General features: G+C 66.4%; 25 protein-coding genes. 13 read left to right on the forward strand and 12 right to left on the reverse strand.

What is annotated here, in order from left to right:
• Window positions 1-38: 38 nt before the first annotated feature.
• The 3 genes from ACTS1X_RS14140 (at window position 39) to ACTS1X_RS14150 (ending at window position 4944) form a co-directional block, all read left to right on the forward strand.
• On the forward strand, window positions 39-881 hold the full coding sequence (locus ACTS1X_RS14140) for an LD-carboxypeptidase (protein WP_442615049.1): 843 nt from the start codon (window positions 39-41) through the stop codon (window positions 879-881).
• Window positions 882-960: 79 nt separating this feature from the next.
• The gene (locus ACTS1X_RS14145; RefSeq protein ID WP_442615050.1) at window positions 961-2589 is read left to right on the forward strand and encodes a PAS domain-containing sensor histidine kinase; all 1629 of its coding nucleotides are present in this window, start codon (window positions 961-963) and stop codon (window positions 2587-2589) included.
• A 51-nt stretch (window positions 2590-2640) separates the two neighbouring features.
• Window positions 2641-4944 carry a patatin-like protein gene (locus tag ACTS1X_RS14150; RefSeq protein ID WP_442615051.1) on the forward strand — a complete coding sequence of 768 codons (2304 nt, stop codon included), beginning with the start codon at window positions 2641-2643 and terminating at the stop codon, window positions 4942-4944.
• Between the two features lie 10 nt (window positions 4945-4954).
• Here the strand turns inward: ACTS1X_RS14150 and ACTS1X_RS14155 are convergent, their stop codons facing one another.
• Together ACTS1X_RS14155 and ACTS1X_RS14160 are read right to left on the reverse strand one after the other, a co-directional pair.
• Window positions 4955-5857, reverse strand: a complete 903-nt coding sequence (locus ACTS1X_RS14155) for a GNAT family N-acetyltransferase (protein WP_442615052.1) — start codon at window positions 5855-5857, stop codon at window positions 4955-4957.
• A complete protein-coding gene (locus ACTS1X_RS14160) occupies window positions 5854-6810 on the reverse strand; it encodes a polysaccharide deacetylase (RefSeq protein ID WP_442615053.1) in 957 nt (318 codons plus the stop codon). The genes ACTS1X_RS14155 and ACTS1X_RS14160 overlap by 4 nt, the downstream gene beginning before the upstream one ends.
• A 99-nt stretch (window positions 6811-6909) precedes the next feature.
• Here ACTS1X_RS14160 and ACTS1X_RS14165 point away from each other — a divergent pair, with 99 nt between their 5' ends.
• Together ACTS1X_RS14165 and ACTS1X_RS14170 are read left to right on the forward strand one after the other, a co-directional pair.
• Window positions 6910-8013: a GNAT family N-acetyltransferase gene (locus tag ACTS1X_RS14165; protein ID WP_442615054.1), complete on the forward strand. Its 1104-nt coding sequence runs from the start codon at window positions 6910-6912 to the stop codon at window positions 8011-8013.
• Window positions 8014-8205: 192 nt separating this feature from the next.
• Window positions 8206-9300, forward strand: a complete 1095-nt coding sequence (locus ACTS1X_RS14170; protein WP_442615055.1) for a hypothetical protein — start codon at window positions 8206-8208, stop codon at window positions 9298-9300.
• A gap of 9 nt (window positions 9301-9309) precedes the next feature.
• Here the strand turns inward: ACTS1X_RS14170 and uvrC are convergent, their stop codons facing one another.
• The 6 genes from uvrC to ACTS1X_RS14200 form a co-directional block, all read right to left on the reverse strand.
• Window positions 9310-11250, reverse strand: a complete 1941-nt coding sequence (gene uvrC / locus ACTS1X_RS14175; protein ID WP_442615056.1) for an excinuclease ABC subunit UvrC — start codon at window positions 11248-11250, stop codon at window positions 9310-9312.
• 136 nt (window positions 11251-11386) lie between these two features.
• On the reverse strand, window positions 11387-11953 hold the full coding sequence (locus ACTS1X_RS14180; RefSeq protein WP_442615057.1) for a F0F1 ATP synthase subunit B family protein: 567 nt from the start codon (window positions 11951-11953) through the stop codon (window positions 11387-11389).
• Window positions 11946-12440, reverse strand: coding sequence for a F0F1 ATP synthase subunit B family protein (locus ACTS1X_RS14185; RefSeq protein WP_442615058.1), 495 nt, complete (start codon window positions 12438-12440; stop codon window positions 11946-11948). Before ACTS1X_RS14185 ends, ACTS1X_RS14180 begins: the two co-directional genes overlap by 8 nt.
• Window positions 12441-12512: 72 nt before the next feature.
• Window positions 12513-12740, reverse strand: coding sequence for a F0F1 ATP synthase subunit C (locus tag ACTS1X_RS14190; protein WP_116235407.1), 228 nt, complete (start codon window positions 12738-12740; stop codon window positions 12513-12515).
• A gap of 45 nt (window positions 12741-12785) precedes the next feature.
• The gene (locus ACTS1X_RS14195; protein WP_442615073.1) at window positions 12786-13541 is read right to left on the reverse strand and encodes a F0F1 ATP synthase subunit A; all 756 of its coding nucleotides are present in this window, start codon (window positions 13539-13541) and stop codon (window positions 12786-12788) included.
• A gap of 67 nt (window positions 13542-13608) precedes the next feature.
• A complete protein-coding gene (locus ACTS1X_RS14200) occupies window positions 13609-13929 on the reverse strand; it encodes an AtpZ/AtpI family protein (RefSeq protein WP_442615059.1) in 321 nt (106 codons plus the stop codon).
• Between the two features lie 195 nt (window positions 13930-14124).
• Here ACTS1X_RS14200 and ACTS1X_RS14205 point away from each other — a divergent pair, with 195 nt between their 5' ends.
• On the forward strand, window positions 14125-14862 hold the full coding sequence (locus ACTS1X_RS14205; RefSeq protein WP_442615060.1) for a PdaC/SigV domain-containing protein: 738 nt from the start codon (window positions 14125-14127) through the stop codon (window positions 14860-14862).
• Here the strand turns inward: ACTS1X_RS14205 and ACTS1X_RS14210 are convergent.
• Entirely contained in the window at window positions 14859-15383 is a 525-nt protein-coding gene (locus ACTS1X_RS14210; RefSeq protein ID WP_442615061.1) for a MarR family winged helix-turn-helix transcriptional regulator, read from the reverse strand. The genes ACTS1X_RS14205 and ACTS1X_RS14210 overlap by 4 nt on opposite strands.
• Window positions 15384-15483: 100 nt before the next feature.
• On the opposite strand from ACTS1X_RS14210, the gene ACTS1X_RS14215 reads away from it, so the two are divergent.
• Entirely contained in the window at window positions 15484-15882 is a 399-nt protein-coding gene (locus tag ACTS1X_RS14215) for a nuclear transport factor 2 family protein (protein WP_442615062.1), read from the forward strand.
• A gap of 39 nt (window positions 15883-15921) precedes the next feature.
• Window positions 15922-16485 (forward strand): GNAT family N-acetyltransferase, encoded by a 564-nt coding sequence (locus ACTS1X_RS14220; RefSeq protein ID WP_442615063.1) that lies wholly within the window; start codon window positions 15922-15924, stop codon window positions 16483-16485.
• Window positions 16486-16579: 94 nt separating this feature from the next.
• Here ACTS1X_RS14220 and ACTS1X_RS14225 read toward each other — a convergent pair whose 3' ends face one another.
• The 3 genes from ACTS1X_RS14225 to ACTS1X_RS14235 are packed head-to-tail and all read right to left on the reverse strand — an operon-like array spanning window position 16580 to window position 20360.
• Window positions 16580-16966: a YdbL family protein gene (locus ACTS1X_RS14225; RefSeq protein ID WP_442615064.1), complete on the reverse strand. Its 387-nt coding sequence runs from the start codon at window positions 16964-16966 to the stop codon at window positions 16580-16582.
• Window positions 16963-17202: a YnbE family lipoprotein gene (locus ACTS1X_RS14230; protein WP_442615065.1), complete on the reverse strand. Its 240-nt coding sequence runs from the start codon at window positions 17200-17202 to the stop codon at window positions 16963-16965. Before ACTS1X_RS14230 ends, ACTS1X_RS14225 begins: the two co-directional genes overlap by 4 nt.
• The gene (locus tag ACTS1X_RS14235; RefSeq protein ID WP_442615066.1) at window positions 17199-20360 is read right to left on the reverse strand and encodes an intermembrane phospholipid transport protein YdbH family protein; all 3162 of its coding nucleotides are present in this window, start codon (window positions 20358-20360) and stop codon (window positions 17199-17201) included. Before ACTS1X_RS14235 ends, ACTS1X_RS14230 begins: the two co-directional genes overlap by 4 nt.
• 53 nt (window positions 20361-20413) lie before the next feature.
• Between ACTS1X_RS14235 and radC the strand changes: the two genes are divergently transcribed.
• The 5 genes from radC to purB form a co-directional block, all read left to right on the forward strand.
• Window positions 20414-21097, forward strand: coding sequence for a RadC family protein (radC, locus tag ACTS1X_RS14240; protein WP_442615067.1), 684 nt, complete (start codon window positions 20414-20416; stop codon window positions 21095-21097).
• A 366-nt stretch (window positions 21098-21463) separates the two neighbouring features.
• Window positions 21464-22462: an NADPH:quinone oxidoreductase family protein gene (locus ACTS1X_RS14245; RefSeq protein ID WP_442615068.1), complete on the forward strand. Its 999-nt coding sequence runs from the start codon at window positions 21464-21466 to the stop codon at window positions 22460-22462.
• A gap of 494 nt (window positions 22463-22956) precedes the next feature.
• A complete protein-coding gene (locus ACTS1X_RS14250) occupies window positions 22957-23184 on the forward strand; it encodes a hypothetical protein (RefSeq protein ID WP_442615069.1) in 228 nt (75 codons plus the stop codon).
• The gene (locus tag ACTS1X_RS14255; protein ID WP_442615070.1) at window positions 23097-24626 is read left to right on the forward strand and encodes a DUF692 domain-containing protein; all 1530 of its coding nucleotides are present in this window, start codon (window positions 23097-23099) and stop codon (window positions 24624-24626) included. Before ACTS1X_RS14250 ends, ACTS1X_RS14255 begins: the two co-directional genes overlap by 88 nt.
• Window positions 24627-24737: 111 nt before the next feature.
• On the forward strand, window positions 24738-25779 hold a 1042-nt coding region (gene purB / locus ACTS1X_RS14260; RefSeq protein ID WP_442615071.1), incomplete at its 3' end, for an adenylosuccinate lyase.

Here is a 25779-nt window from a genome sequence, read left to right on the forward strand (position 1 = left end):
GGGGGCGGCGCGGTTTTTCAATTTGAGAAAGGCTCGGGGTGGCAAAAAAAACCGTCAGGATCGGCATCGTCGCGGCCAGTTCGCCGTTCGAACGCGAGACGGCAGACCGCGTCGCCGCGCTTGCGGACGCGCTCTTCCCGGACAATCCGCCCGAACTCGTCGTCCATCCCCACAGTTTCCGCCGGCATGGCCATTTTGCGGGCACCGACGCCGAGCGCGCCGAGGCCTTTCTCGCCATCGCCAACGACCCCGGTTTCGACGCGCTCTGGTTCGCCCGGGGCGGCTATGGCGCGTGCCGGATCGCCGGAGACGTCCTGGACCGGCTGGACGCCCCGGCCCGCGCCAAGACCTATCTGGGATACAGCGACGCCGGGATGCTGCTGGCCGGGCTATACATGGCGGGCTGCGCGGTCGCGCACGGGCCGATGTGCCAGGATATCGTGCGCGGGAACGGCGACGCCGCGATCGAGCGCGCGTTGCGCTGGCTTGTCGCGCGCGATGCCGACACGCTCGAGCCGTCGCTGGCGGACGGCCGCCCCGCCGCCGCCTTCAACATGATCACGCTCAGCCAGATCCTCGGAACGCCGCTCCAGCCCGACTTGAGACACCATGTCCTGATGCTTGAGGAAGTATCTGAATATCTTTACAAAATAGATCGAACCATGCATCACGTCACCGCAAATTCGGAGATCCGGAAGGTGGCCGGTATCCGGCTCGGTCGGTGCAGCGACATCATCGAGAACGATACGGATTTCGGAATGACGGCGGAAGAGATCGTCCGCGAGTGGTGCGGACGATCCGGCATCTCCTTTCTCGGCGCGGCCGATATCGGCCATGACGCGGCGAACCGCATCGTCCCGTTCGGACGCCGCACGCAATAAGATTACCCGCCCTTTTACCCGAAATTAACCACGATCCCCCACAAGCGTGCGTGTCGAAACGCAACAGGGGTGCGCAACCATGGCCGATCTGTCAGCCGAGGCGACGCTCGAGACCGGGCGCACCGCATCCCTGCGGCGCCTTCTCGCCGAGGTCCAGGCCTTTATCTGCCGCTTCACCGCCGATTCCGCGTTCGACGAGGTTCAGCCCGACTGGACCGGCCTGACCGGCCAGTCCCGGACGCAATATGGCGGGCATGGCTGGATGGACGCGATCCACCCGGACGATATCGAAACGACGAAGCGCGAATGGACGACCGCGCGCCAGAGCCGGATGCAGTTCATTCGCACGCACCGGATCCGCGACCGGGGCGGCGAATGGCGCAGATTTGCCGTCAAATGCGTGCCGCAGATCGACGATGACGGCGAAATCCGTTCATGGACCGCGCTGCACGCCGATATCACCGACCTCAGGCCCAACAGCCGGGAGAAGGTCATACCGCTCGAAGGCGCCACACTCCCGCCACTCGAATATTCGGCGATCATGGATCAGCTGGGCGAAGGCGTGATCGTGACCGACGCGCTGGGCCAGATCGTCTTCGTCAACGATGCGGCGGTAAAGCTGCACGGGGTGAAGAGCCTCTATGTTGACCCGGAAAACTATACGGCCACCTATCAGCTGTTCACGGTCGACGGGGCGCCCTACCCGCCGCTCGAGCTGCCGCTCGCTCGGGCGGTCCTGCGCGGCGAAGTCGTGCACGATGCCCGCTGGCGGATACGCCGGCCCGACGGAACCGAGATCCTGGCCATTGGCACGGCGCAGCCCATCTACGATTCAGAGGGCAACCAGCAGGGCGGCGTATTGACATTGCATGACGATACGGCGCGCCATGCGGCCGAGGAACAGCTCGAACTGCTCAACGAAACCCTCGAAACGCGCGTCAACGAAGCCCTGGACGAACGGGCGCTCGTCGAGGAGGCGCTGCTCCAGGCCCAGAAGATGGAGGCCGTCGGCCAGCTCACGGGCGGCATCGCGCATGACTTCAACAATCTGCTCACGGTCATCTCGGGGAGCATCCAGCTGCTCGAGATGCGGCTCGGCCAGATCGAGGACGAGAAGGTGGCCCGGCATCTCGACCATATCGGCGCCGCCGCGAAACGCGCCGCCGCGCTGACCCAGCGCCTGCTCGCCTTTTCCCGCCGCCAGTCGCTCACGCCGCAACCGACCGATCTCAACGCCCTGATCAGCGATATCGGCGTCATGATCCAGCGGACGATCGGCGAGAATATCGTCCTCGCCGCGGATCTCGACGAGAGCATCGGACCGATCTTCGTCGACAGCCACCAGCTCGAAAATGTCCTGCTCAACCTGGCGCTCAACGCCCGCGATGCCATGCCCGCCGGCGGCCAGCTCTGGTTCAGGACCGAAGCCACGACGATCGGCGCGCATCATTCGGACCTGATGCCCGGCGATTACGCGGCGATCTCGGTCATCGACACGGGCACCGGGATGGACGAGGAAACCATCGGGCGCGCGTTCGAACCCTTCTTCACGACGAAGGAAGTCGGCAAGGGCACGGGGCTCGGCCTCTCGATGATCTACGGATTCGCGAAACAGTCGGGCGGCCATGTCGAGATCGCGTCCGAACCCGACGTCGGAACGACGATCAAGCTGTATCTGCCCGCGCACCGGGACGAGGGACGCGCATAGACGGCGCGCCCGACGCTCGACAAAATCCCCGCCACCTGCCAGCATCGCCGGATGCGAGAGAAAGAGCTGCGCCTGGCCCTGGTCTGTTATGGCGGCATCAGTCTCGCGATCTACATGCACGGCATCACCAAGGAAATCTGGCGCCTCGCGCGCGCCAGCCGCGCCTTCCACGACGAGCTGGCGCCGACCGACACCTCGCAGCGCGTCTATCGGGAGCTGCTCGACGCGATCGGGCGCAAGTGCAACGTCAAGCTGCGCGCGATGGTCGACATCGTCGCCGGCGCGAGCGCGGGCGGGATCAACGGGGTGTTCCTCGCCGAGGCGATCGCGTCGGGCAAATCGCTCGATCCGCTGACCGATCTCTGGCTCGACAAGGCGGATGTCGACGTCCTGCTCGCCCCCGACAAGCGGCCGATCTCGCGCTTCACCAAATTCTGGGCGGTGCCGATCGCCTGGTTCGTCGCCCGGCGGCGAGGCGGGACGATCGCGACGACCGTCGATCCGGAAGCGCAGGACGAAGTCAGCGCCAAGCTCTCGCGCTTCGTGCGCGCCAAATGGTTCCAGCCGCCGTTCGGCGGCAAGGGATTCACCAATCTCATTCTCGATGCGTTCGAGGCGATGGACACGCTGCCCGCCACCGGGCCGCTGCTGCCCGACGGGCAGCCGCTCGACCTGTTCGTGACGGTCACCGATTTCCACGGCCATCCGCAGCGGCTCCATCTCAATACGCCGCCCGAGATCGTCGAAACCGAACACCGACTGACCCTCCCCTTCACCGATCACGGCATGGTCCCGCGCCGGCTCGGCAGCATCCCCGAGCTGACCTTCGCGGCGCGCGCCACCGCCAGCTTCCCGGGCGCCTTCCCGCCCTTCACCGTCGGCGAACTCGACGCGGTACTGGAAAAGCGCGGGATTGCCTGGCCCGGCCGCACCGCCTTCCTCAGGCGCGTGCTGCCGCGCCACTATGCGGCGGGAACCGCCGAGACCACGGCGCTGATCGACGGATCGGTGCTGGCCAACGCCCCGTTCGGCCCGGCGGTCGACGCGCTGCGCGACCGGCCCGCCCATCGCGAGGTCGACCGCCGGTTCGTCTATATCGATCCCAAGCCCGGCATCCGGAGCATCGGCCTCGGCGACGACGGCGACGCGGCGCCCGGCTTCTTCCGTGCGATCTTCGGCGCGCTGTCCGACATTCCGCGCGAACAGCCGATCCGCGACAATCTGGAGGCGATCGAGGATCATTCGCGCCGCATCATGCGCATGCGGCGCATCGTCGAGGCGATCCGGCCCCAGGTCGAGGGGGCGATCGAGCAGGATTTCGGCCGCACCCTGTTCCTCAACCGCCCGACCCCGCAGCGCCTGGCCGCCTGGCGCGCCAAGGCGCAGAATTTCGCGGCCAAGGAAGCCGGCTACGCCTATGCGTCCTACGGCCAGCTCAAACTGTCGGTCGTCGTCGACGAGATCGCCGCGCTTCTCGGCGGCCTCGCCGGCCATGACGCGGCCCGGGACCGCACGACCCGCCGCGCGCTCTGGAAGGAGATCGGCGCGCGGCGGCTCAACACGCCGGACGCGCTCTCGAACACCGGCGCCAGCGACGCGGCGATCGCCTTTTTCCGCGAACACGACCTGCTGTTCCGCACGCGCCGACTGCGCTTCGTGCTGCGCAGCCTCCACCAGATCGAGGAACAGGGGCAATGCGACCCCGAAGCGCTGAACGTCGCGCGCGACGCGATCTACGACACGCTCGGCGACTATCTCGATCGCGAGCGGCCCGAATTCTACGACGAGGCGATGGCCGAAATCGCGCGCAACGCGACCGCCGCGCCCGCCGTCGCGCTCGAAGCGCTGTCCGCGGCGCGCGACCTGAAGACGGTCGACACGCGCGCCGAGGAGCTGCTGGCGACCGCCTTCGCTGCCCTGCCCAAGCCCGAACGCCGGACGATGCTGTTCGCCTATCTCGGCTTTCCCTTCTACGACATCGCGACCCTGCCGCTGCTCCAGGGCGAGGGGCTGGACGAGTTCGATCCGGTCAAGGTCGACCGGATCGCGCCGGAGGACGCCCAGTCGATCCGCGAGGGCGGGGCCGAAGCCACGCTCAAGGGCATCGAGTTCAACAGTTTCGGCGCCTTTTTCAGCCGCGCCTATCGCGAGAACGACTATCTCTGGGGCCGCCTCCACGGCGCCGACCGGCTGATCGACATCCTGTTGTCAACGATCCCCGACGGCAAGGAGATGCCGGACGTCGACGTCCAGGCGCTGAAGAAGCGGGCCTTTCGCGCGGTACTCGAGGAAGAACGGCCGCGGCTGACCCATATCGCCGCGCTGTTCGGCGAGATCGAAGCGGAAATCGGCTAAGGCGCCGGCGCTAGCGCGTCAGGCGCCGCGCCAGCCGGCCCAGTCCGAGCCGCTTTGCGGCCGCGATACCGCCGTCGAACGCCTTCAGCGCGGCCATGAGCGCCCGGTTGCCGGGCGTCTTGCGGAGCAGCAGTAGGTCGACGCAATCGACGCTGCCGGTCGCGAACTGCCGCTTGTGCTGCCCGTCGCCCTCGGTGAAATCGAAGCGGCGGAAGCGGCCCTCGCCGATGATCTGGCGCATCGCCTCGACCTGCAGCACCGTGCCCGGCGAGTGGCGCGCCCAGTCTGGATCGTAGCCGAGATAGGCGTAGATCAGCGTGTCGCCGTCGGCCGGGGCGTAAAGATAGCTGACCGGCTCGCCCCCGGCGAACAGCAGCCAGCCGCGCGCCTGGTCGCGGGCCGCGGCCCGCATCATCCGCGCCGCGAAATCCGGATCGTCGGGCAGCCCCGCGTCGAGCAGCTTCTCCTGATAGGTTTTGGCCGAGACCCGGCGCGCGAGCCCCTGAAATTCCGCCATCTCGTCGGCCGTCCGATAGGCGCGCAGATCGAGCGCGCCACCGGCAAGATCGGCGAATTTCCGGACCTTGCGCCGCAGCGTCGAGCGGCTCTTCCCGGAAAAACTCGCCATATAATCGTCGAAACTGCAGGACAGGTCGGCATAGCGCCGCGCATAGCGCTGGCGGACGAAGGCCAGCATGCCGGGATGCCGTTCGACGAGCCCGGAAAGCCGCGTTTCGGGCAGCGAGGTCACCAGATAGCCATGGGCGGCCCGGTCGAGCGGCGGCAGTTCGATCGCCCGATCCGCCATCGCCTCGTCGAGCGACAGGCCGATCCGCACGAGCCGGCGCCGCACGGAGAACATGGTGCGCGCGCCCACCTGGAAGCGCAGCGGCAGGGGCATCGCCGCGGTCATGCCGCGCGCTTCTCGATGAGATTGGCCCAGAGCTGGCCGACCATGCGGCCGGCAACCAGCGCTCGCGACATCGCGACGGGCTCGCTGGCGCGGCCCAGCGGCAGCGCGCCCAGATCGGCGAAATGGACGGTCGGCGCCGCATCGCGCCGCGCCGCGAGCAAGGCGCATAGCCCGTCGAAGCGCTTGCGGACGACCAGGTTGACCCGGCGGCCGTCGCGCGTCGCCAGTTCGAAACTGTGGCCGACCGGCATGAAGACCGGGTGATCCTCGGCGATCGCATGGTCGAGCGCACGGGTCATCTCGGCGAGCGATACGGCGCAGATCTGCAAATGCCGGAGCCCGCCATTGCCGGTTCGCATCTGCGATACCGGGATCTCGATGACGCCCTGATGCTCGACCGGCGCGACCCGGTCGAGCGGCAGCGACAGCGCGCTCGGCCATGGTCCTTCGCAGCCGTTATGGCTGGCGTCGTAGCGGATGCCCGATTGCGCGAGCGCACGCAGGCTGTCGTCGTTGACCGCATAGCTGCCGGACCGGAAGGCGATGGGGTCGGGCGCCCCGGCCTCGACCAGCAGCTCGCGGGCCTGCGCGATCAACGCGTGCTGTTTCTCCAGCGGATGGTCGATCAGCTCGAACACCGTGTCGTCGGCGACCGTGCCGTCGGCACTGGCCTGTTCCCACATCGGGTGGAGATGGAGCTGGACCTCCTGCCCCGCCGCGAGCACCGTCTCGACCATCCGGCAGACCGGCGCGAGGCCGAACAGCGCCGCCGGCATCGGATCGACGAAGAAGCAGGCCTTGAGTCCGTGGCGCTCCAGCATGGCGAGCTGGTAGGAGAGCCCGACCCCGGCCGGCTCGACGCTCCGCGCGTAATTCTCCTCCCAGCCCAGCCCGGACACGTGATGGCGCCAGGTCAGCTCGGTATCGATCGTCAAAAGGGTGCAGGTACCCATGCGTCCCGAATAGGCGCAAGGGGTGAAGATTATCATAAACTTCGGCGCGATTCCGGGGCTTTGGATGCCGATAAACGCGATCTTAAGCATGGTGCCGCTATGCGTTTGCGCTTCGCCCGGGTTAGCAGGGAGCGTTTCAGGCTGAATATTCACCGAACCGTCGAAACCGATCCGGCCGTTGCCGATATCGGCGCGTTCGGCGCGGCCGATCTCGACGCGGTGACGGCGGTCGCGCACCCGGCCCAGGCCTTTCTGCGGTCGGGCTGGTTCGAAGCGGCCGATCCCGGCTTTTCGATCGTCGGCGCGCGCCGGTCGGATGGCGCACCGGTGTTCGCGCTCCCTATCGCCAGCCGCGCGATCGGTCCGTTCACCGTCAGGCAGGTCGCCGGCAGCTACTGGCCGTTCCGCAGCGCCCCGATCGCCGCCGATCTCGCCGATCGCGAGCTGGCCGCCATTATCGGAGCGGGCGCATTCCGGAAGGCGCTCGGCCCGGTCTGGCGCTACGGCCCCGTCTATTCCGACGATCCCGCCGCACGCCGCCTGATGGCGCTCGCGCCCGCGCAGGGCTGGCACGTCATCCGCAAACCGCTCGGCATCTGCTACGAGCTGGATCTCGCCGCACTCCGGGCGGCAGGACCCTGGCCCAAGGGATCGACCGCCCGCAAAGCGCGGGCGCGCGAGCGGAAACTGGGCGAACAGGGCTCGGTCGAATACCGTTTTTTCGACGGCACGGGGCTCGACGCGCGGACGATGGATGCGATCGCCGCGGTGGAGGCCGATAGCTGGCTGGCTCGGCTCGACAGCGGCGGCGACACGAAATTCCTGAATCCCGAACGGCGGAGGATCTGGGCGGCGCTGTCCCGCGACCCGGTGCTCGCGCCGATGCTGTTCGGCAGCCTGATGACCGTGGGCGATACGCCGATCGCCTTCACCTTCGGCCTCGAGGTGGGCGGCCGCCGCTATTATATCGCCAACAGCTATCGCGAGGATCATGCGAAGTTCGGGCCCGGGAAACTGTCGCTCTACAAGGATTTCGAAAACGCGACCGAACGCGGCGTCGGCACCATCAGCTGGGGCGCCGGCGATGCGGGGTACAAGACGGACATGGGCGCCGAAGCGGGGCCCGAAATCCTCGACCTGCTATTCGTGCGCGGCCGCATGCTCACGGCCCTGCTCCGCCCGGTTTTTCTCCGGATGGGTTGAGAATCCGGAGCCTCTCCCGCTCGCGCAGTTTCGTCATTGCGAACGCTGGAGGCGCGCGGCCAAGTTCGGGCTTCCTCGCAATGGAGACCTGAATTGCAATGCCGGTGCATGTCGTACCGGGACAAGCGTCGAACGACCGTCTTTTTCGCCGCCTTAGCAATAGATTTACCATAACCGCGATAACCTGTCCGGATGCCCGATTCCGCGCCCGCCCCGACCCGCCTACCCGTCGCGACGACGGTCGCGCTCCTGCTCGCGATCGCCGCCATTGTCGCGGTGTCTGCCTATGAATTCGGCGCAATGGGCTGGCATCCGGCCCGCGAGGAACCCGCCGATTTTTCGGGCTATCATGTCGGACGGAAAATCCTGTCGGCGGCGCTCGCCGCCATCCTCGCGGCGGCGCTCGCGCGGCCCTGGCTGCGCGCGGACGGCGAGGCGATCGCGCCGCTCTGGCCGGCCGAAATCCGCAACGGCGCGATGGTGACGGCGATCGCCGCGGCGGCGACGGCGATTCTGGTCTGGGACCCGGCCCTGTTCCACTGGTTCGCGCGCGAGGACAATATCCTCGAATGGCTGCCCGCGCTGCTCGTTCTGGTCGGCGCCGGCTTGTTCGCGCTCGCTACCCTCCGCCAGGCGCAGAGGATGCCGAACGGGCCGGGCGCGATCTTCCTGCGGGTCCTCGTCCCGCTCGGCTTTGCCGGCCTGTTCTTCCTGATCGCGATGGAGGAAATCTCCTGGGGCCAGCGGATATTCGGCTTCGAGACGCCCGAGACCGTCGCCGCGCGCAACTGGCAGAACGAGTTCAACCTCCACAACATCCACACCGACATCGCCGAACTCGCCTATTATACGGGAACCGGGCTGTTCCTGATCGTCCTGCCGTTCGCCTGGCCTTTGCTGCGCGGCTGGCGGCCGCTGGCCTTCTTCGCCGATTTCGTCCCCAATCGCGCGGTCGCGGCGCTCAGCGCGCCGATGGTGTATTTCAGCTATGGCCACTGGAATCTCATGCCGATCCAGATGCTGGTCTTCTTCACGCTGTTCGCGATTCTGATATTCGCCGTCGGCGCCGCCCGGCGCGGCCGGACTGCCGAGACGCGGCTGTTCGCGGCGCTCGCGGCGCTGATCGCTATCGGCCAGATCATCATCCTCGCCTTCGGGCCGCAGATGCTCGACGTTCCGGACGCGACCGAATTCCGCGAATTCTTCCTCTCGATCGGCCTGTTCGCCTTCGCCGCCTATTATCTGTTCGACGTCTCTCCTGGCGCCGGGGATACGCAACCCGCCTGATCCCGCCCGCTAGCCGCTGGCGTGGAAATGGTCGTAGATCGCCTGCGCCATCGCCTTGGAGACGCCGGGCACGCGGGCCAGATCCTCGAGACCCGCCGATTTCACCGCCCGCGCCGTGCCGAAATGCAGGAGCAGCGCGCGCTTGCGCGCCGGGCCGATGCCCGGCACCTGGTCGAGCGGGCTCGTCCCCATCGCTTTCGCCCGTTTCTGGCGATGCGCGCCGATCGCGAACCGGTGCGCCTCGTCGCGCAGCCGCTGGAGATAGAAGAGCAGCGGGCTGTTCGCGGGCAGCATCTGTTCGCGCCCGTCCGGGAAATGGAAATGCTCGCGCCCGGCGTTGCGGTCCGGGCCTTTCGAGATGCCGATCAGCGCGACATCGCTGATTCCCATCTCTTCCAGCGTGTTCGCCGCCGCGCTGACCTGCCCCTTGCCGCCGTCGATCAGGACGAGGTCGGGCCATTCGCCCTTGCGGCGCTCGGGATCCTCCTTCTCCGCCCGCGCGAAGCGGCGCTCGAACACCTCGCGCATCATCGCGAAATCGTCGCCCGGCGCGGTGTCCGGGTTCCTGATGTTGAACTTGCGGTAGTTGGACTTGCGATAGCCCTCGGGCCCCGCGACCACCATCGCGCCGACCGCGTTCGTGCCCTGGACATGGCTGTTGTCGTAGATCTCGATCCGGTCGGGCAGGTCGTCAAGCTCGAACAGTTCGGCCATCTGCCGCATGACCTTCGCCTGGCTCGACGATTCCGCCAGCCGGCGTTCCAGCGCCTCGCCCGCGTTGCGCCGCGCCTGCTCGAGCAGCTTGCGCTGGTCGCCGCGCTGCGGAATCTTGAGCGTCACCTTGCGACCGGCGCGCTCGGCCAGCGCCTCGGCCAGCAGCGCCGCCTCGGGCAGCTCCCGGTCGACGAGTACCAGCCTGGGCGGCGGGACTTCCTCGTAGAATTGCATCAGGAACGCCTGCAGTGCCTCCGCGTCCGGCACGCCCTTGACGTGCGCCGGGAAGAAGCTGCGATGCCCCCAATTCTGCCCGCCGCGGATGAAGAAGGCCTGGATGCCGACCGTCCCCGCCTTGCTGGCGAGCGCGAAGACGTCGGCGTCGGACACGCCCTGCGCGGTGATCGCCTGGCTGCCCTGGATGAAGGTCAGCGCCTTGAGCCGGTCGCGGTAAACGGCCGCCATCTCGAAATCGAGCGCCTCGGACGCCTTCTCCATCTGCGCGCCGAGCTTCTGCTGCACATTCGTGCTCTTGCCGGACAGGAAGGCCTTCGCGTCCTCGACCAGCTCGCCATAGTCCGCGTCGGCGATCCGCCCGACGCAGGGCGCCGAGCAGCGGCGGATCTGGTAGAGCAGGCAGGGCCGGTCGCGGTTGGAAAAGAAGCTGTCGGTGCAGCTCCTGAGCAGGAACATCTTCTGCAGCGCGTTGATCGTGCGGTTGACCGAACCGGCGCTGGCGAAGGGGCCGAAATACTGCCCCTTGGCGCGCCGCGCGCCGCGATGCTTCATGATCCGCGGAAAATCGTGATCCTCGCGCAGCAGGATGAAGGGAAAGCTTTTGTCGTCGCGCAGCAGGACGTTGTAGGGCGGGCGGTAGCGCTTGATCAGCTGCGCCTCGAGCAGCAGCGCCTCGGCTTCGGTTTCGGTCGTGACGATCGTCATCGCCCGGGTCTGGGCGACCATGCGCTGGAGCCGCTTGGGGAGCTGCGGGATCTGGGTGTAGTTGGGCACGCGCGATTTGAGGCTCGCCGCCTTGCCGACATAAAGGACATCGCCCCGCGCATCGAGCATCCGATAGACGCCGGGTCGCGCGGGCAGGGTCTTCACGACATCGCGGATCGCCGCGACCCCGGCCTCGAGATCGGGCGCATCGGCGCCTTTGACCGTATAGGTCGCCTTTTCCTCATTGAAGCGCTCGGCGGCGCGGGGGTGATCGGGGCGGTCGGCTTTGCTCACAGCGACGGATTTAGGCGCTGGAGGCGCGCAGGACAAACCCTGAGGCGACTGCGATCCAACGCGGCTGCATAAGAAAAACGTCATTGCGAGCGTAGCGAAGCAATGACGGATATGAAGGAGTTCCGGTTGGAAACGGCTAGTTCAGCCGAGCGTCCATGTTCGAGATCGTCCGGTCGACCAGCGCCTTGTCGGCGTCGGCGTCGTGCTTCCGCTCGATCAGCGCGGCGGCGGCGGCCGTCGCGGCGCTCGCGGCCCTGGCGCGGACCTCGGCGATCGCGCTGCGTTCGGCGGCGGCGATCTTTTCCTCGGCGAGCCGGCCGCGGCGCTCGATCAGCGCATCGGCATCGGCTTCCGCCTGGGCAACGATCTGGCCGGCTTCCTCGCGGGCCCGGTCGAGCATCGCGGCGGCTTCCTTGTCGGCATTGGCCGTCTTGGCCTCATATTCGGCCTTCAGCGCTTCGGCCTCGGCGCGCAGGTTCGAGGCTTCCTCGATTTCGCCGCGGATGGCGGCGATGCGCTTGTCCATCGCCGCGCCGATGATCGACGGAACCTTCTTCCAGAGCATGACACCGAGGACGAAGATCATCGCCAGCGCGACCCAGCCGTTGGAATCGAAACCGAGCGCGGTCGGATAGCTGCCGTGCCCGGCCTCTTCGGTATGGGCGCCGGTTTCGCCGTTTTCGGTCGCGACGGGATCAGCCATGAGCCATTACCTCTTTCACGGCCGAGCGCGCTTCGGCCTCGGCGACGGTGCCGCCCGATACCTTGGCGACGATATCCTGCGTCGCCTCGACGGCCACGCCCTCGACCTCGGCCAGCGCATCGGCCCGCGCCTTGGCCAGCGCGGCTTCCGCCGCCGCCAGCTTGGCCTCGAGCTTCTCGTCGGCCGCGGCGATGCGCGTTTCCGCTTCCGCCGCGGCTTTCGCCTTGGCTTCGGCGGTCACGCCGTTCGCGTCGGAGCGGGCGTCGTTGAGCTGGTTGCGATAGGTTTCCTCGATCTCGTCGGCCCGTTCATGCGCCTTGTCGGCGGCGGCCAGATCGTCGGCGATCCGCTTGGCGCGGGCGTCGATCGTATCCTGGACCTTGGGCAGCATCGCCTTGGCGATCCCGAAATAGATGATGGCGAGCACGATCAGCAGCGACACGATCTGTGACGCATAGCTGACCATGACCTGATCTATTTGTGGCATGAGATCCGAATCCTATCGCGTGTCTGTGGTCTTGCAGTCGACCGGCGCCGCCCGAAAGCGGCGCCGAGCCGATTAGAAGACGAACAGGATCAGGATGGCGACGGTGAAGGCGATCAGGCCGAGCAGCTCGGCAGCGGCGAAGCCGATGAACAGGCGGCCCTGCTCGGCGTCGGCGGCAGCCGGATTGCGCAGCGCGCCCTCGAGGAACGAACCGAAGACGTTGCCCACACCGGTGGCGGCAGCGCCGACGCCGATGGCAGCAAGACCGGCACCGATCATTTTTGCAGCTTCAAGTTCCATGGAAATAACTCCTTTTGTCGTATCTGGTAATGAGTGGAATAGGGATCAATGCAGATTTTCTGCATCGTTGATGTAGAGCGTCGTCAGCAGCGCGAAGACATAGGCCTGGATCGCACAGATCAGCAGTTCGAGCGCGCTGATGAACACGATCAGCAGGAAGCTCGGCAGGCTCACGAGAAGGCCGTATTCGACGCCGGCATTCATGCCCTGGACGATGAAGCTGCCGAACACCTTGAGCAGGATGTGGCCGGCGGTCATCGCGATGAACAGTCGCAGCGCGAGACTGAACGGGCGGACCATGAAGGAGATCAGCTCGATCAGGAACAGCGGCGGGATCATCGGCGCCGGGGTGCCGTGCGGAATGAACAGCTTGAAGAAGCCGATGCCGTGCTTCCAGAAGCCGACGATCAGCACGATCGAGAAGCTCATCACCGCCATCGTGCCGGTAATCACGAAATGGCTCGTCACGGTGAAGGGATGGGCGCCCGGCACCACGCCGATCGGCACGAGGCCGAGCAGGTTGGCGATCAGGATGAACATGAAGATCGTGAAGACGAACGGGATATATTTCTTGCCCGACGGCCCGATGCTGGTCGAAACCATATTGTTGATGAAGCCGGTTATCCCCTCGACGGCGAGCTGCCAGCGGCCGGGGACCAGCTCGCGCTTCATGCCGCCCCACATGAACAGCCAGAGCACGCCGAGCGTGATCAGCATCCACATGGACGAATTGGTGAATACGATGCTGCCGCCAGCCGGATCCCAGGCGCCGACGAGCGGCTCCACCTGGAATTGTTTCATCGGATCGATTTCGCCGCCTTCAGCCACGCTAATTATCCTGCTTCATTCATTCGAAGACCGTCCGAGGCTATTCCGGACGCTCGTTGGCAATTCGAAACACATTTCTGACGGCGACAGCGAACCCGAGGAACATCATCGCCAGCATCAGCCAGGGGAAGGTGCCGAAGACGAGGTCGAGGACCCAGCCGATCAGCCCGCCGCCCACAGGACCTCCGATCATCTCGGCAAGCACCCTCTGGCCCTGGCGATATCCTTTCGCCGGCGCCTTGTTGCGCTTGCCCGACCGGATTTCTTCTGCGCGTTGCGCGGCCTGCAATCGCTCCTCGAGCGACTGAAGCCGCGAATCTTCCGCGACGAAGGAATCCTGCGCGGTGTCTTTCTCTTCCATGCTCGCTCCCGATGGCCATTAACGCCGGACGCGCGCATGGAGGCGATCGACCCCGCCAAGGCACGGCCCGTTTAGTGAGCGCCCCTATCCAAGTCAACCGCATATGATGCAGTGCGGCATGGCTTTTGGGGATTGTTCGGAGACGCCAAATCGGCGAGGATCGACGCCATCGAAAATCGGCCGAGGGGACTGGAAATGACCGCGGAAAAACGCCTGTCGAAAAGGCCGATTCTTGCCGCGTGCGGCCTGCTCCTGGGATCGGCGATCGCGCTGCCCCCCGCCCTCGCCGCTCAGGCCGAAGCCGAGCGCAGCGGCTTCACGTTCGACATCCCCGCACTGCCCGGGAGCGTGCCGCTTCTGCGGCAACAGCTCGAATCGCTGCGGGAGCGGGCGCGCGCCGATTATGACACCGGCCGCGCGGAGCTTGCCGAACTCCGGTCGGCTGCGGCGGACGCCTATCTGCACGACCAGCGATGGACGGTCACCGGACGGACCGACGCGCTGGTCGGCCTGGCGAGCGAGACCTACAGCTATACGGGCGGGGCGCACGGCAATACCGCGTACGATGCGCTGGTCTGGGATGTGGCGGGCGACCGCCCGATCGGCGTCCTCGGCCTGTTCTCGAACCGTTATCGCGGCCTGTCGATGATCGACGAGCCCTTCTGCGCGGCGCTGCGCGACCAGCAGGTTGAACGGATGGGCGAGGTCGCCGACGACGATTTCTGGGCCGATTGCCCGACGCTCGACCAGGTCTCGGTGGCGCCGATGGGCGGAGACGGCGCGCCGTTCACCGCGTTCCGCGTCCGCGTGCCGCCCTATATCGCCGGGCCCTATGCGGTCGGCACGTTCGAGATCGACGTGCCCGTCACGGCCGAGATGCTCGGCGAGATCAGGCCCGAATATCGCGGGAGTTTCGCGCCGTCGGTGGATTAACCCGGCTGATCTCGGTCGCTTTGGTCCCTGAAATCAGCAGGAATAGGGCAATCCGTACATACGCTGTCATCGCACAAACGGCAAAGCCGACAGCGCTCCAAATCACTCGGCTCCATGGACGACAGTATTTTGTGCAGGAGTGTAGCTAAGGCTTCCCGTTCCGATACAGCCAAGGGCGCCAAGAGTGGCCTGATTGCGGCCAGACGACCTTCAAGCAGCGTTTCGCGTAACCTATGCCCCTTCTCTGTAAGGTAGAGCGCGATTGCCCGCTTGTCGCGTCCCGCCCGGCGCTCGACGAGACCATCGGCCACGAGCCTGTCGACGAGCCGCACCGTTCCCGGATGTGATAAGTTAAGAACGCGCCGAAGCTCATCGTTGGATGGCCCAAGGTCATATCCGATGACGACGAGAGCGGCAGGCGTTTCGCCCGCATGATTGATGATCTCACGGGCGGTTTTCTCGATGTTGCCGGCGACAGCAAGCCCGACAGCGCCAAGCAGATTTGCGGTGCGGTCCATCATTGGAAAAGCATATGTGCGCAACGCACGTTTTTCAATTGACTTTATGTGCGCTACGCACATAAATAATCCGCAGTAAGCAGACTTTGTAACGGAGACCATAATGGCAGACACATGCCTCACTTCTGAACAGGAGGACTTCTACGAGCGCTTCAAGTCGTTCTGGGCGGCGCCCTCCGGCGCGCGCGTACCCGAAGTCATCGCGCCTGACGCGACTATTCACTTTACCGGTGCCGGCACGATGTCCGGCACCGCCTATGCGGAATGGATGACAGAAACGCTTGCCGCCATGGAAGATATGACGGTCACGCCGCTAGACTGCGCGGGCAATGGCGACATGCTCTACATTGCCTGGGAAACCTCAGCTATGATCCATGGATCGCGGCGCACCTATCGCGGTGTCGATCGTTTCCGTCTCAAAGATGGAATGGCGATCGAGGAGTATGTGATTTTCGATTCCGCCGTGCTTACGCCGGAAGGCCGAGGTGGCATAGAACAGTGAGGATTCGCCGTGTGCTGACTAGCCGTGTGCTGACTAAATGTGGCCGAATTTGAAACCAAACCGCTCGATGCGAGCACCTGGCCGGATTTCGCCCGCTTGGTCGAGGCGAACGATGGCATTTGGGGCGGATGCTGGTGCATGTGGTACCACAGCAAGGATCGCGGCGAGACACCAGCCGAGAAGCGCAAGGCGAAGGAATGCCTCGTTCGTGAGGGCCGCGCGCACGCTTCGCTGGTTTTCGACGGGCGGACATATGTTGGCTGGTGCCAGTATGGATCCCCTGACGAACTGCCCCGTATTCACAATGCACGCGCATATCTCGCCACGAAACCGGCGCTCCCGAGCTGGCGGATCACATGCTTTTTCGTTGGAAAGGGCTATCGCGGCAAAGGCGTCGCCGCTGCGGCATTGAACGGCGCGATCGAACAGATCACGATGCTCGGAGGCGGCCGCATCGAGGGCTATCCTGAAGACACCGAGGGCCGCAAAGCAGCTCCGGCATTCCTATTCAACGGATCGCTCTCGATGTTCGAGCGCGCCGGCTTCGCGCTGTCCCGGAAGATCGGGAAGCGTAGGTGGGTTGTGACAAAGACAGTTTCCTGATCAGAGACTGTTCACAACCTTTTGCTGCTTGATGCGGAACCATCCACACCCTGAACTCGATCCGAGGCGACAATCTTGCAGATGTCCGTGTCGATCAGCAATAAGGCGGGGTCGGGATCGGCGCGGAGCCGCGGGTCCGCCAGACGCCGTCGCGCAGCTGATAGGCTTCGCCCGGATCGACGCTGGAGAGGCGGTTGCACGCGGTTTCCTCGGCCACCTGCTGGCGGGTCGTGCCGCGCTGCTGGGCGAGATCGGCATAGGCCGAGCGGCGGCCGAGATTGATCGCATCGACCTGGGCCCTCAGTTCGGCCGACGGCGTCTGTGCGAAGCCGAGATAGCCGGACGCGGTTTCGCCGACGATGCCCGCGGCGATCGCCTGGCGCACTTCGCCGCTCTGCGCGGGGGCCATGGTCGCGGCGCCGCCGAGAACGGCAGCGGTTGCGAGGATGGCGGCGGCGATGCTTTTGTTACGCTTGGTCATTCTGGAAACAGCTCCGGATTGTTTTCGATCAGATTCTCGACATCTTCCTGCAGGTTCACGTCGACCGTCTGTTGCACGCTGATATTCAGTTCGATCACAATGGGTTCTTCGGGCGCGGACACCTGCACGCAACCGCTTGTCAGAACGGCGAAAACCGCCGTCGCGATAAGGGTTGGCCGGTTCATCCGTCCGTCGGTCGCATTGTCCTCCTTCAACGTCAATGTCGCAGTCTTCATGGCACAATATCGCTTTCGCTGGGCTGAACGCCTTGTTCGGCTTGTATTCGGTTTATCCGGGCGCGGATCGCCTGATTGACGAGGAAACCGGGATCGTCGAGCAGGCGGAAGGAATAGAGCATCTGGTTGAACGGCGCGTTCATCGTGATGTCGAAGCGGATCGGAATTTCGGCCAGCTCGCGGGTGAAGCCCGCCACGATGAAGCCCTGCCCCTCGCGCGCCAGATTGGGCGAAACGCCGGTAAATTCGATGCTGGTGACCATCTCGCCGTCGATCGCGCCGTCGAATTCCAGCACCAGCTCGCTGTAGCGGATCAGCTCGAGCGCGTTGAACGCGAGCGATCCGAACACGCCGAGATTCACGTCGCTGATCTCGCCGACATAGGAGAAGGTGCCGCCGCCGACGCGCGACACCAGCCGCCCGCCCTCGATCCGCCCGCCATCCTGGTCGAACACCATCGGCAGCTTGCCGTCGAACAGGCCGGTCGCGACGATATTCTCGAAATCGCGCGCCTCGAGAAACTGGAAGGCGTCGACGCCCTCGACGCGGAACACCAGGTGCCGCGCCCGGTCGACCCGGAAATCGAGGATCGTCGGTTCGAGGATCAGCTCGCCCCCGGCGAACGGCCAGCGCGCGCCTTCCACCCGGACCCGGTTGCTGTCGAGAAATTCGTACTGCACCGTGCCGTCCTCGACGAGCACGCCGGGATTGACCTCGCGCACCGTCGCGACCTGGCCGGGCGCCGTGTCCATGCCGAGCAGGTCGGTGAAGCGGATTTCGGTGTTCAGTCCGCGCACCGGCCCGAACGGCGCGGCGAGATCGATATCGGTGAGCTGGTAGACGCCGTCGCTCGTGACATTGCCCGCCGCATCCCAGCGGATCGTCCCGGTCCCGCTGACCAGCCCCTCGACCTCGGCGACGATGCCGAGGACGAGATCGGTGAGATCGGTCGGCTGGACGCGGTCGTTGAAGGCCAGCCGGTCGGTATCGAGCACCGCCTCTCCCGTTCCGTCGGCGAGATCGTGATGGAGATCGACTTCGGCCACGAGCACATCCTGTTTTGGCTCGCGCAGCCCTCCGGTCAGGCGGAGCAGGCTGTTTTCGAGCCGGAGCGCCATGTCGCGCACGACGAGCGGTTCGAAGAGCGGATCGGGCGCGGTGTTGGTGACCTCGGCGATGCCGTCCACCTCGAGCACGCCGCCCGCGAAGCGCCAGTCGCCCGAACCGTCGCCCATCCGGATCGGGACGTTCGCGATCTGGCCTTCCGCTCCCGCATAGGTCCCGTCGACCCCGCCGGTCACGAAATCCGCCGCCAGCCGCGCGATATCGAGTTCGGACTGGTCGCCGGCCGGGCCGAGCCGCACCGACAGCGCGTCGAAGGCGAAGGCGGGCCGGTCGAGCGGCAGCCGGAACTCGCGCGCCGCGATCGCCAGCGGCGAGCCCCCCAGCCTGCCCCGCAGCCGCGGCCGGACGAGCCGCCCGCCGCCGCTCATCCCGATGCCGGGCGTATAGCGGACCAGGGTGCCGCCCGCGATCGGGCAGAAGGGCAGCTCGGTCGGCCCGACGACGACCCCGGCGACGGCCAGCCGGTCCCAGCGCACCGGGACGCAGCCCTGGCCGACCGCCAGCCGCCCCCCCGGCCCCAGCGTCCCCGCAACCGGCATCCGCAGCCGCTCGACCCGGCCGTCGGCGACCGGCCCCGTCATCTCGACCCGGGTGACGATCCGCGTATTGCCGTCCGCCGCGGCCGTGAACCGCACCGGCTCCAGCCGCAGCACGGCGTTGCCCGTCCGAATCGCCGCGACCTCGGCATAGCCCTCGATCGGCCCGCCCGCGCGTTCCTGGTCGATCGTCACATAGCTTTGCGGGAAACCGCCGCCCGCCAGCCGCATCGCGCCGTCGAACCGCAGGCCGCGACCGGGCCAGCCATATTGCACCCCCTCGCCGCGTTCCAGCGTCAGCTGCGCGCCGCTCTCGCTGCTGCCGCTGATCTCCGAGAAGCGCACCGCCCCGCCCCGCTCGCCATAGGCCGCGGTCAGCGCGAACTGCGCGTCGAAATTCCCGCCCGCCGCCTGCACGGCGCGGGCGAGCATCGCGCCGACCGGGCCGAGCGGCGTGCCCTCCGCGCCGCGCAGCGCGGCGACCAGGCCGCCGAGCGTCGCGGACCCGGCCCGCGCGCCGCTGAGCTCCACATCGCCGTCGAAGCCGATCGACGCCCCGCCCGCGCGCAGCCGGTAATGGCCGAGCACGCCGAGCCGCTCGGCCGCCACGTCCAGCCCGCGGGCATCGGCGAGCCGCAGCCGGACCGTGCCGGTCGTCTGCCCGCCGGTTTCGCCGTCGAACGAAAGCGCGAGCCGGGTTTCCGCGGCACGCCCCTGTTCATGCGTCAGCGACGCGGCGACCAGCTCGGCCTCGCCGCCCCAGCGGTCGAAGCTTTCGGAAAAGATCGCGTCGAGCGCGAGTGCGGGTTCGGCAAGCGCCAGCTCGCCATCGGGACAGGTCAGGCGTGCCGCGCGGACCGGCCCCTCCACCGACGGCCGCCGGTCCTCGACGCCGAGCGCCAGGCGCATCCGCACCGCCTCGGCCGCGCATCCCTCGTAGCGCAGCCCCGGGCTCGCCGCGGCCAGATGACCGCGAAACCCGCCCTGCAGCGGCCCCGAGCCCGATGCCGCGAGCGCCACCGGCCCGTAGGGCGTCCGCAGCCGCATCACCGCGTCACGGATATCGAGTTCCAGCGCCGGCAGCACGAACGGTTCGCCCGTCGCTTCGGGCAGCAACCGGTTGAGCTGGCCGAGATCGAGTTCGCCGTCGACGATCCGGCCGTTCAGCCGCACCCCGCGCGCGACGACGCGCCGCACCTCGGGATAGCCGAGGCCGAACCGCAGATAGATGTCCGCCCGGTCGACCGTGAGGTCGGGATCGTCGGGATCACCGATGACGAGATTTTCGATCCGCTGGTGCGCCAGCCCCAGTTTGGTGATCTCGTAGCCGCCCTGCGCCTCGGCCTCGGCGAGCAGCCCGTCGATATAGCGGATCGCGATCCCCTCGCGCTGGGTCCAGGTGACGCCGAGTCCGACCGCCACGAGCGCCGCGAACCCGCCCAGCCAGTAGCGCCGCCGCTTCCACGCATCCTTCTGAACGGACTGGCTTTCTTCCATCCGGACCGATTAGCGCGATTGCGCGCGCGCCGCCATCCCGATAGCAACGCGCAATGACCGATGCCCCGACAGACGGCACGGGACACCGCGCCCGGCTCCGCAAGCGCCTGATCGAGGGCGGCCATGATGCGCTGCTCGATCACGAGCTGGTCGAATATCTGCTCGCGCTGGCGATCCCCCGCCGCGACACCAAACCGCTTGCGAAAAGGCTGATCGGCGAATTCGGCGGATTCGGCGCGCTGCTCTCGGCCGAGCCCGAAGCGCTCGCGCGGATCGGAGGTTTGAGCGACGGCGCGGTCGCCTCCCTGATGATCGCCAAGGCCTCGGCGCTCCGCCTGCTCGCCGACGAGATCCGCGAAAAGCCGGTCCTCTCCAACTGGCAGGCGCTGATCGACTATCTCCATGCCGATATGGCGCACGAGCCGATCGAGCGCGTCCGCGTGCTCCATCTCGACGGCAAGAATGTGCTGATCCGCGACGAGATCGTCACCGAGGGTTCGATCGACCAGGCCGCGATCTATGTCCGCGAGATTATCCGCCGCGCCATCGACCTCCATGCCAGCGGCCTCATCCTCGTCCACAACCATCCGTCCGGCGATCCCGCGCCGAGCAGGGCCGATATCCAGCTGACCCGCGAAGTCGCCGAAGCCGCCCGCCCGCTCGGCATCGCCGTGCACGACCATCTGATCATCGGCAGCAAGGGGCAGACGAGCCTCCGAAGCCGGGGGCTGATCTGAGGTGGGGGCGTTCGCGCCAACTCGCGCAGTTTCGTCATTGCGACGAGCCGCACGGCGACGAAGCAATCCAGAGCGGCAGGCGGAATCGCGCGATGCCCTGGATTGCCGCGCGCCTTCGGCGCTCGCAATGACGGAGTCTGTGTTGCCGCGCCGACGAAAAAAGTCCCCCTCCCCTTGATGGGGAGGGGTCAGGGGTGGGGTGATTTCTCAGTTAGCGACATGGCTTGAGGTTGGCTCACCCCCACCCAACCCTCCCCCATCGAGGGGGAGGGCTTCGCAGACTCTCATGTCGAAAAAGGGACACGCCACTTATGACTGGAAATGCCAACGAAGCGCTTTCCGCGACTCAAGGAGTTTTTTACTGACATGACGATCCCGAAAACGATGCACGCGCTCCAGGTCGCCGAGCTCGCCCCCGATTTCGCCGGCTGCGGGGTGGCGGAGGTTGCGGTGCCCGAACCGGGGCCCGGCGAGGCGCTGGTCAAGGTTCGCGCCGCGGCGCTCGGCTTTCCGGACCTGCTGATGACCGAGGGCAAATATCAACACCGGCCCGACCTGCCCTTCGTTCCGGGCAACGATATCGCGGGGGAGATCGTCGCGCTCGGCGGCGGGGGCGGCGCTTTCGCGGTCGGCGACGCCGTGGTCGCGACGGCGGGGATCGGCGGGTTCGCGGACTATGCCCGTTGTCCGCTGCCCACCCTTCGCCGCAAGCCCGACGGAATGGATTTCGGCGCGGCCGCGGCGTTCAGCGTCGCCTATCTGACTGCCTGGGTCGCGCTGGTCCGGCGCGCCGCCCTGCAGCCGGCCGAATGGGTTCTCGTCCACGGCGCGGCGGGCGGGGTCGGGCTGGCGGCAGTCGATCTCGCCAAGGCGCTCGGCGCGCGGGTGATCGCGGCATCGGCGTCCGACGACAAGCTCGCCGTCATCGCCGAAGACTATGCGCCCGATGCCTGCCTGAACGTCACGGACGGTTTCCGCGAACGGGTGAAGGAAATCACCGATGGAGGGGCGGACATCATCTACGATCCGGTCGGCGGCGATATTTTCGACGAGAGCACACGCTGCATCGCGTTCGGCGGACGGCTGCTGGTGATCGGCTTCACCTCGGGCCGGATCGCGACGGTCCCGACCAATATCCCGCTGATCAAGGGCTTTTCGGTCGTCGGCGTCCGCGCCGGCGAATATGGCCGCCGCCATCCCGAACGGGGCGAAGAGAATTTCGACGCGATCTGGGCGCTCGCCGAAGCCGGCCGGCTGAAACCGCGCGTCCACGCCGCCCTCCCCCTCGCCGACTGGCGCGAGGCGTTCGAAATGATGCGGATGCGCCGGGTCATCGGGCGGGTGGTGATCGCGCCCAACAGCTAACGCTCCGAACCCGGCCCCTGTCTGGAGCCGGGCGGGTAGCCGGCACCCCATCCCACCTCGGTTGCGCTGTTCGCCCCTCCCGACACGGACCGTCATTGCGAGAAGCCGCAAGGCGGCGAAGCAATCCAGAACCGCAGGCGACATCGCCTGCCGCTCTGGATCGCGTCGCTGCGCTCGCAATGACGAAAACGACCTCGGTTCCTGCTTCCCGTCCGAAGGGGATAACTGCTCCACCATAGTGAATATGAAATAAATGTGACGGTGCGACTCGGAGCGCAAAATAGGGCCGAAAAGCAAGCCGTAATTGCGACATGTCGTTTCTGTACAATGGCGATGTCGCCTTTGTACAATGACTGTGTCGCCTTTATACAATTACTGTCGGCTTTACTCCAATCGGCGCATCTTTAGCGCTTTACGTCTCAACGGCGCTTCGGGCGCATGGGGCCCTGCCGTACAATTCGCCTCGCTCAACAACTTGAAAAAGGAGAGGCAAAATGGAGCATAAGGAAATTTCCCGTCTGACCGCGCAGGCGAAACCCGTCCGGGTCTCGCTGCCGGCCGAAGTCGCTTACGACTTCGACAAGTTCCAGCAGGTCCAGAAGGACATTCTCGGCCGGCTGGGATGCCTGGCCTGTTGCTCGGGCTGGGATATCCGCTGGGACATCTTCCGCGACTTCCGCGTCGACGAGAAGCTCAACGTCCTGCCGGGACAGTTCGGCTGAGCACGCCCGCACTGGGCGTCGGGGTCGTCTACCTGCCAGGGCTCGAAGCCCTGGCGGTAGAGCTGTCCGACGCCTGCACCGTCTTCGAAATCGAACCCCAGGCCTTCTGGTTCAAACGGTTTGGCCCGGGCGAAGGCCGGTTCGCGATCGACGAAGCCAAGTTCGCGTCCCTGCTCGATCTCGGCAAGCCGGTGCTCGTCCACAGCGTCGGCTGCCCGGTCGCCTCGACCAACGGTTTCGACGAGCGCCAGCTCGATGGGCTGCGCCGCTCGCTGGAGATATTGAAGCCCGCCTGGTGGAGCGACCATGCGAGTTTCGTGTCGACGGGTACCGGGGATGAACGGCGCGCCATGGGATTCCTGATGCCGCCGGCGCAAACCCGCGAAAGCGTCGCGATGATCGTCGACCGCATCAAACGGCTGCAGGACCTGTTTGGCCTGCCCTTCGCGTTCGAAACCGGCGTCAACTATTTCGCGCCGCACGCCGGCGAGATGCCGGACGGCGCATTCTGGGGCGAGATCGCGGTCCGCGCCGATTGCGGGATCCTGCTCGACCTGCACAATATCTGGAGCAATCAGCGCAACGGACGGGACGATGCCGAAACCGTGCTCGCGCGATTGCCGCGCGACCGTGTCTGGGAAATCCATGTCGCGGGCGGACAGGATCATAACGGCTATTGGCTCGATTCGCATTGCGGGCTGCCGCAGCCGGAGGTCATCGAACTGCTCGGCCGCGCGGCGCCCGCGCTTGCCAACCTGAAGGCCGTCAATTTCGAGATCATTCCCGAATATATCGATGCCGGGAATATCGATCTCGCGGACATTCGCGATCTGCTCGATCGGCTCCGGACCATCTGGTACGCCGCGAAATCGCCGACGGCCGGCCAGGACCGGGAGCGCCTCGCGAGCGGCCCGGATACGCGCATCACGGACGCGGATCGGGACGACCTTTCGCCCGGCGCCTGGGAGGAGCATGTCCGCGGGACGATCGCGGCGCGTTGCCGCGGCGAACCCGCCGCGCCCGGGGCGGATCCCGCGTTCGACATCTATCGCGACCTGATCCTGATGGCGCGGCGCGGCAGCATCGTCGACGTGCTGCCGCTGACCACCCGGTATCTGTGGCTGTCGCTGGGCGAAGGCGGGCTCGATGCGCTGCTGCTGCGCTATTTCGCATCGTTCGATCCCGAGCCGTTCATGGCGGACGAAGCGCGGAAGTTTGCCGCCTTCGCGGAACGCCATGGCGGGGTTCCGCATCTGACCGACGTCACGGCATTCGAATTCGCCGCGCAGAAGGCGGCGGCGACGGGCGAGTGCCAGTCGGTCCGGTTCGGCTGCAATCCGGTGCCGCTTCTGACCGCGATCCGCCGGGGCGTCCTGCCGCCCGCGCCGCCGCCGATGGAGGTCGAGGTCGAGGTGCGGCCGCCCGCGCGGCGCGCCGCCTGATTTCTCCCCACAAATCTCGCGCCGACATGCGCGGCCGATTTGTCCCCCGCCGCCGCTCCTGCTAAGCGCCGCGCTCTATCCCGACGCCATCGATACGAGGACACGCCCGTAATGATCCCGCGCTATGCCCGGCCCGAAATGACCGCCATCTGGGAACCGGAATCGAAGTTCCGCATCTGGTTCGAGATCGAGGCCCATGCGACCGAGGCGCTGGCGAATCTGGGCGTCGTTCCGGAATCGGCGGCGAAGGCGCTGTGGGACTGGTGGGCGACCGAACCCGAGATCGACGTCGCCGCGATCGACGCGATCGAGGCGGTGACCAAGCATGACGTGATCGCCTTCCTCACCTGGGTCGCGGAAAATGTCGGCGAGGAAGCCCGGTTCATGCACCAGGGGATGACGAGTTCGGACGTGCTCGACACCTGCCTCGCGGTGCAGCTGGCGCGCGCCTCGGATATTCTCTTGGCCGACCTCGATGCTTTGCTCGATGCGCTGAAAAGTCGCGCAATGGAACATAAGTTGACGCCGACGATCGGGCGCAGCCATGGGATTCACGCGGAACCGGTGACCTTCGGGCTGAAGCTCGCCCAGGCCTATGCCGAGTTCGATCGCTGCAAGGCCCGGCTTTCCGCGGCCCGCGCCGAAATCGCCACCTGCGCGATATCCGGCGCGGTCGGCACCTTCGCCAACATCGACCCCCGGGTAGAAGCCCATGTCGCTGAAAAGATGGGCCTTTCCGTCGAACCCGTCTCGACCCAGGTGATCCCGCGCGACCGTCACGCGATGTTCTTCGCGACGCTCGGCGTCATCGCCTCCTCGGTCGAGCGGCTGGCCGTGGAAATCCGCCATCTCCAGCGCACCGAGGTGCTCGAGGCCGAGGAATATTTCTCGCCCGGCCAGAAGGGCTCCTCGGCCATGCCGCACAAGCGCAACCCGATCCTCACCGAAAATCTCACCGGCCTCGCCCGCATGGTCCGCAGCTATGCGCTGCCCGCGATGGAGAATGTCGCGCTCTGGCACGAACGGGATATCAGCCATTCCTCGGTCGAGCGCTATATCGGCCCCGATGCTACGATCACCCTCGATTTCGCGCTGGCGCGGCTGACCGGCGTCGTCGACAAGCTGCTCGTCTATCCCGAGCGCATGCAGAAGA

The organism is Parasphingopyxis sp. (assembly GCF_052168275.1).
Taxonomy (GTDB): domain Bacteria; phylum Pseudomonadota; class Alphaproteobacteria; order Sphingomonadales; family Sphingomonadaceae; genus Parasphingopyxis.

What these genes read in the sequence shown, in the direction of transcription:
- ACTS1X_RS14150 (WP_442615051.1), top strand. Translation starts at nt 2,641, where the DNA reads ATGCGAGAGAAAGAGCTGCGCCTGGCCCTGGTCTGTTATGGCGGCATC.
- ACTS1X_RS14225 (WP_442615064.1), bottom strand. Translation starts at nt 16,966, where the DNA reads ATGACCAAGCGTAACAAAAGCATCGCCGCCGCCATCCTCGCAACCGCT.
- ACTS1X_RS14165 (WP_442615054.1), top strand. Translation starts at nt 6,910, where the DNA reads ATGCGTTTGCGCTTCGCCCGGGTTAGCAGGGAGCGTTTCAGGCTGAAT.
- ACTS1X_RS14145 (WP_442615050.1), top strand. Translation starts at nt 961, where the DNA reads ATGGCCGATCTGTCAGCCGAGGCGACGCTCGAGACCGGGCGCACCGCA.
- ACTS1X_RS14180 (WP_442615057.1), bottom strand. Translation starts at nt 11,953, where the DNA reads ATGGCTGATCCCGTCGCGACCGAAAACGGCGAAACCGGCGCCCATACC.
- ACTS1X_RS14250 (WP_442615069.1), top strand. Translation starts at nt 22,957, where the DNA reads ATGGAGCATAAGGAAATTTCCCGTCTGACCGCGCAGGCGAAACCCGTC.
- ACTS1X_RS14185 (WP_442615058.1), bottom strand. Translation starts at nt 12,440, where the DNA reads ATGCCACAAATAGATCAGGTCATGGTCAGCTATGCGTCACAGATCGTG.
- ACTS1X_RS14200 (WP_442615059.1), bottom strand. Translation starts at nt 13,929, where the DNA reads ATGGAAGAGAAAGACACCGCGCAGGATTCCTTCGTCGCGGAAGATTCG.
- ACTS1X_RS14245 (WP_442615068.1), top strand. Translation starts at nt 21,464, where the DNA reads ATGACGATCCCGAAAACGATGCACGCGCTCCAGGTCGCCGAGCTCGCC.
- ACTS1X_RS14215 (WP_442615062.1), top strand. Translation starts at nt 15,484, where the DNA reads ATGGCAGACACATGCCTCACTTCTGAACAGGAGGACTTCTACGAGCGC.
- ACTS1X_RS14235 (WP_442615066.1), bottom strand. Translation starts at nt 20,360, where the DNA reads ATGGAAGAAAGCCAGTCCGTTCAGAAGGATGCGTGGAAGCGGCGGCGC.
- ACTS1X_RS14155 (WP_442615052.1), bottom strand. Translation starts at nt 5,857, where the DNA reads ATGACCGCGGCGATGCCCCTGCCGCTGCGCTTCCAGGTGGGCGCGCGC.
- ACTS1X_RS14190 (WP_116235407.1), bottom strand. Translation starts at nt 12,740, where the DNA reads ATGGAACTTGAAGCTGCAAAAATGATCGGTGCCGGTCTTGCTGCCATC.
- radC (WP_442615067.1), top strand. Translation starts at nt 20,414, where the DNA reads ATGACCGATGCCCCGACAGACGGCACGGGACACCGCGCCCGGCTCCGC.
- ACTS1X_RS14170 (WP_442615055.1), top strand. Translation starts at nt 8,206, where the DNA reads ATGCCCGATTCCGCGCCCGCCCCGACCCGCCTACCCGTCGCGACGACG.
- ACTS1X_RS14195 (WP_442615073.1), bottom strand. Translation starts at nt 13,541, where the DNA reads ATGAAACAATTCCAGGTGGAGCCGCTCGTCGGCGCCTGGGATCCGGCT.
- ACTS1X_RS14205 (WP_442615060.1), top strand. Translation starts at nt 14,125, where the DNA reads ATGACCGCGGAAAAACGCCTGTCGAAAAGGCCGATTCTTGCCGCGTGC.
- ACTS1X_RS14230 (WP_442615065.1), bottom strand. Translation starts at nt 17,202, where the DNA reads ATGAAGACTGCGACATTGACGTTGAAGGAGGACAATGCGACCGACGGA.
- ACTS1X_RS14210 (WP_442615061.1), bottom strand. Translation starts at nt 15,383, where the DNA reads ATGATGGACCGCACCGCAAATCTGCTTGGCGCTGTCGGGCTTGCTGTC.
- ACTS1X_RS14160 (WP_442615053.1), bottom strand. Translation starts at nt 6,810, where the DNA reads ATGGGTACCTGCACCCTTTTGACGATCGATACCGAGCTGACCTGGCGC.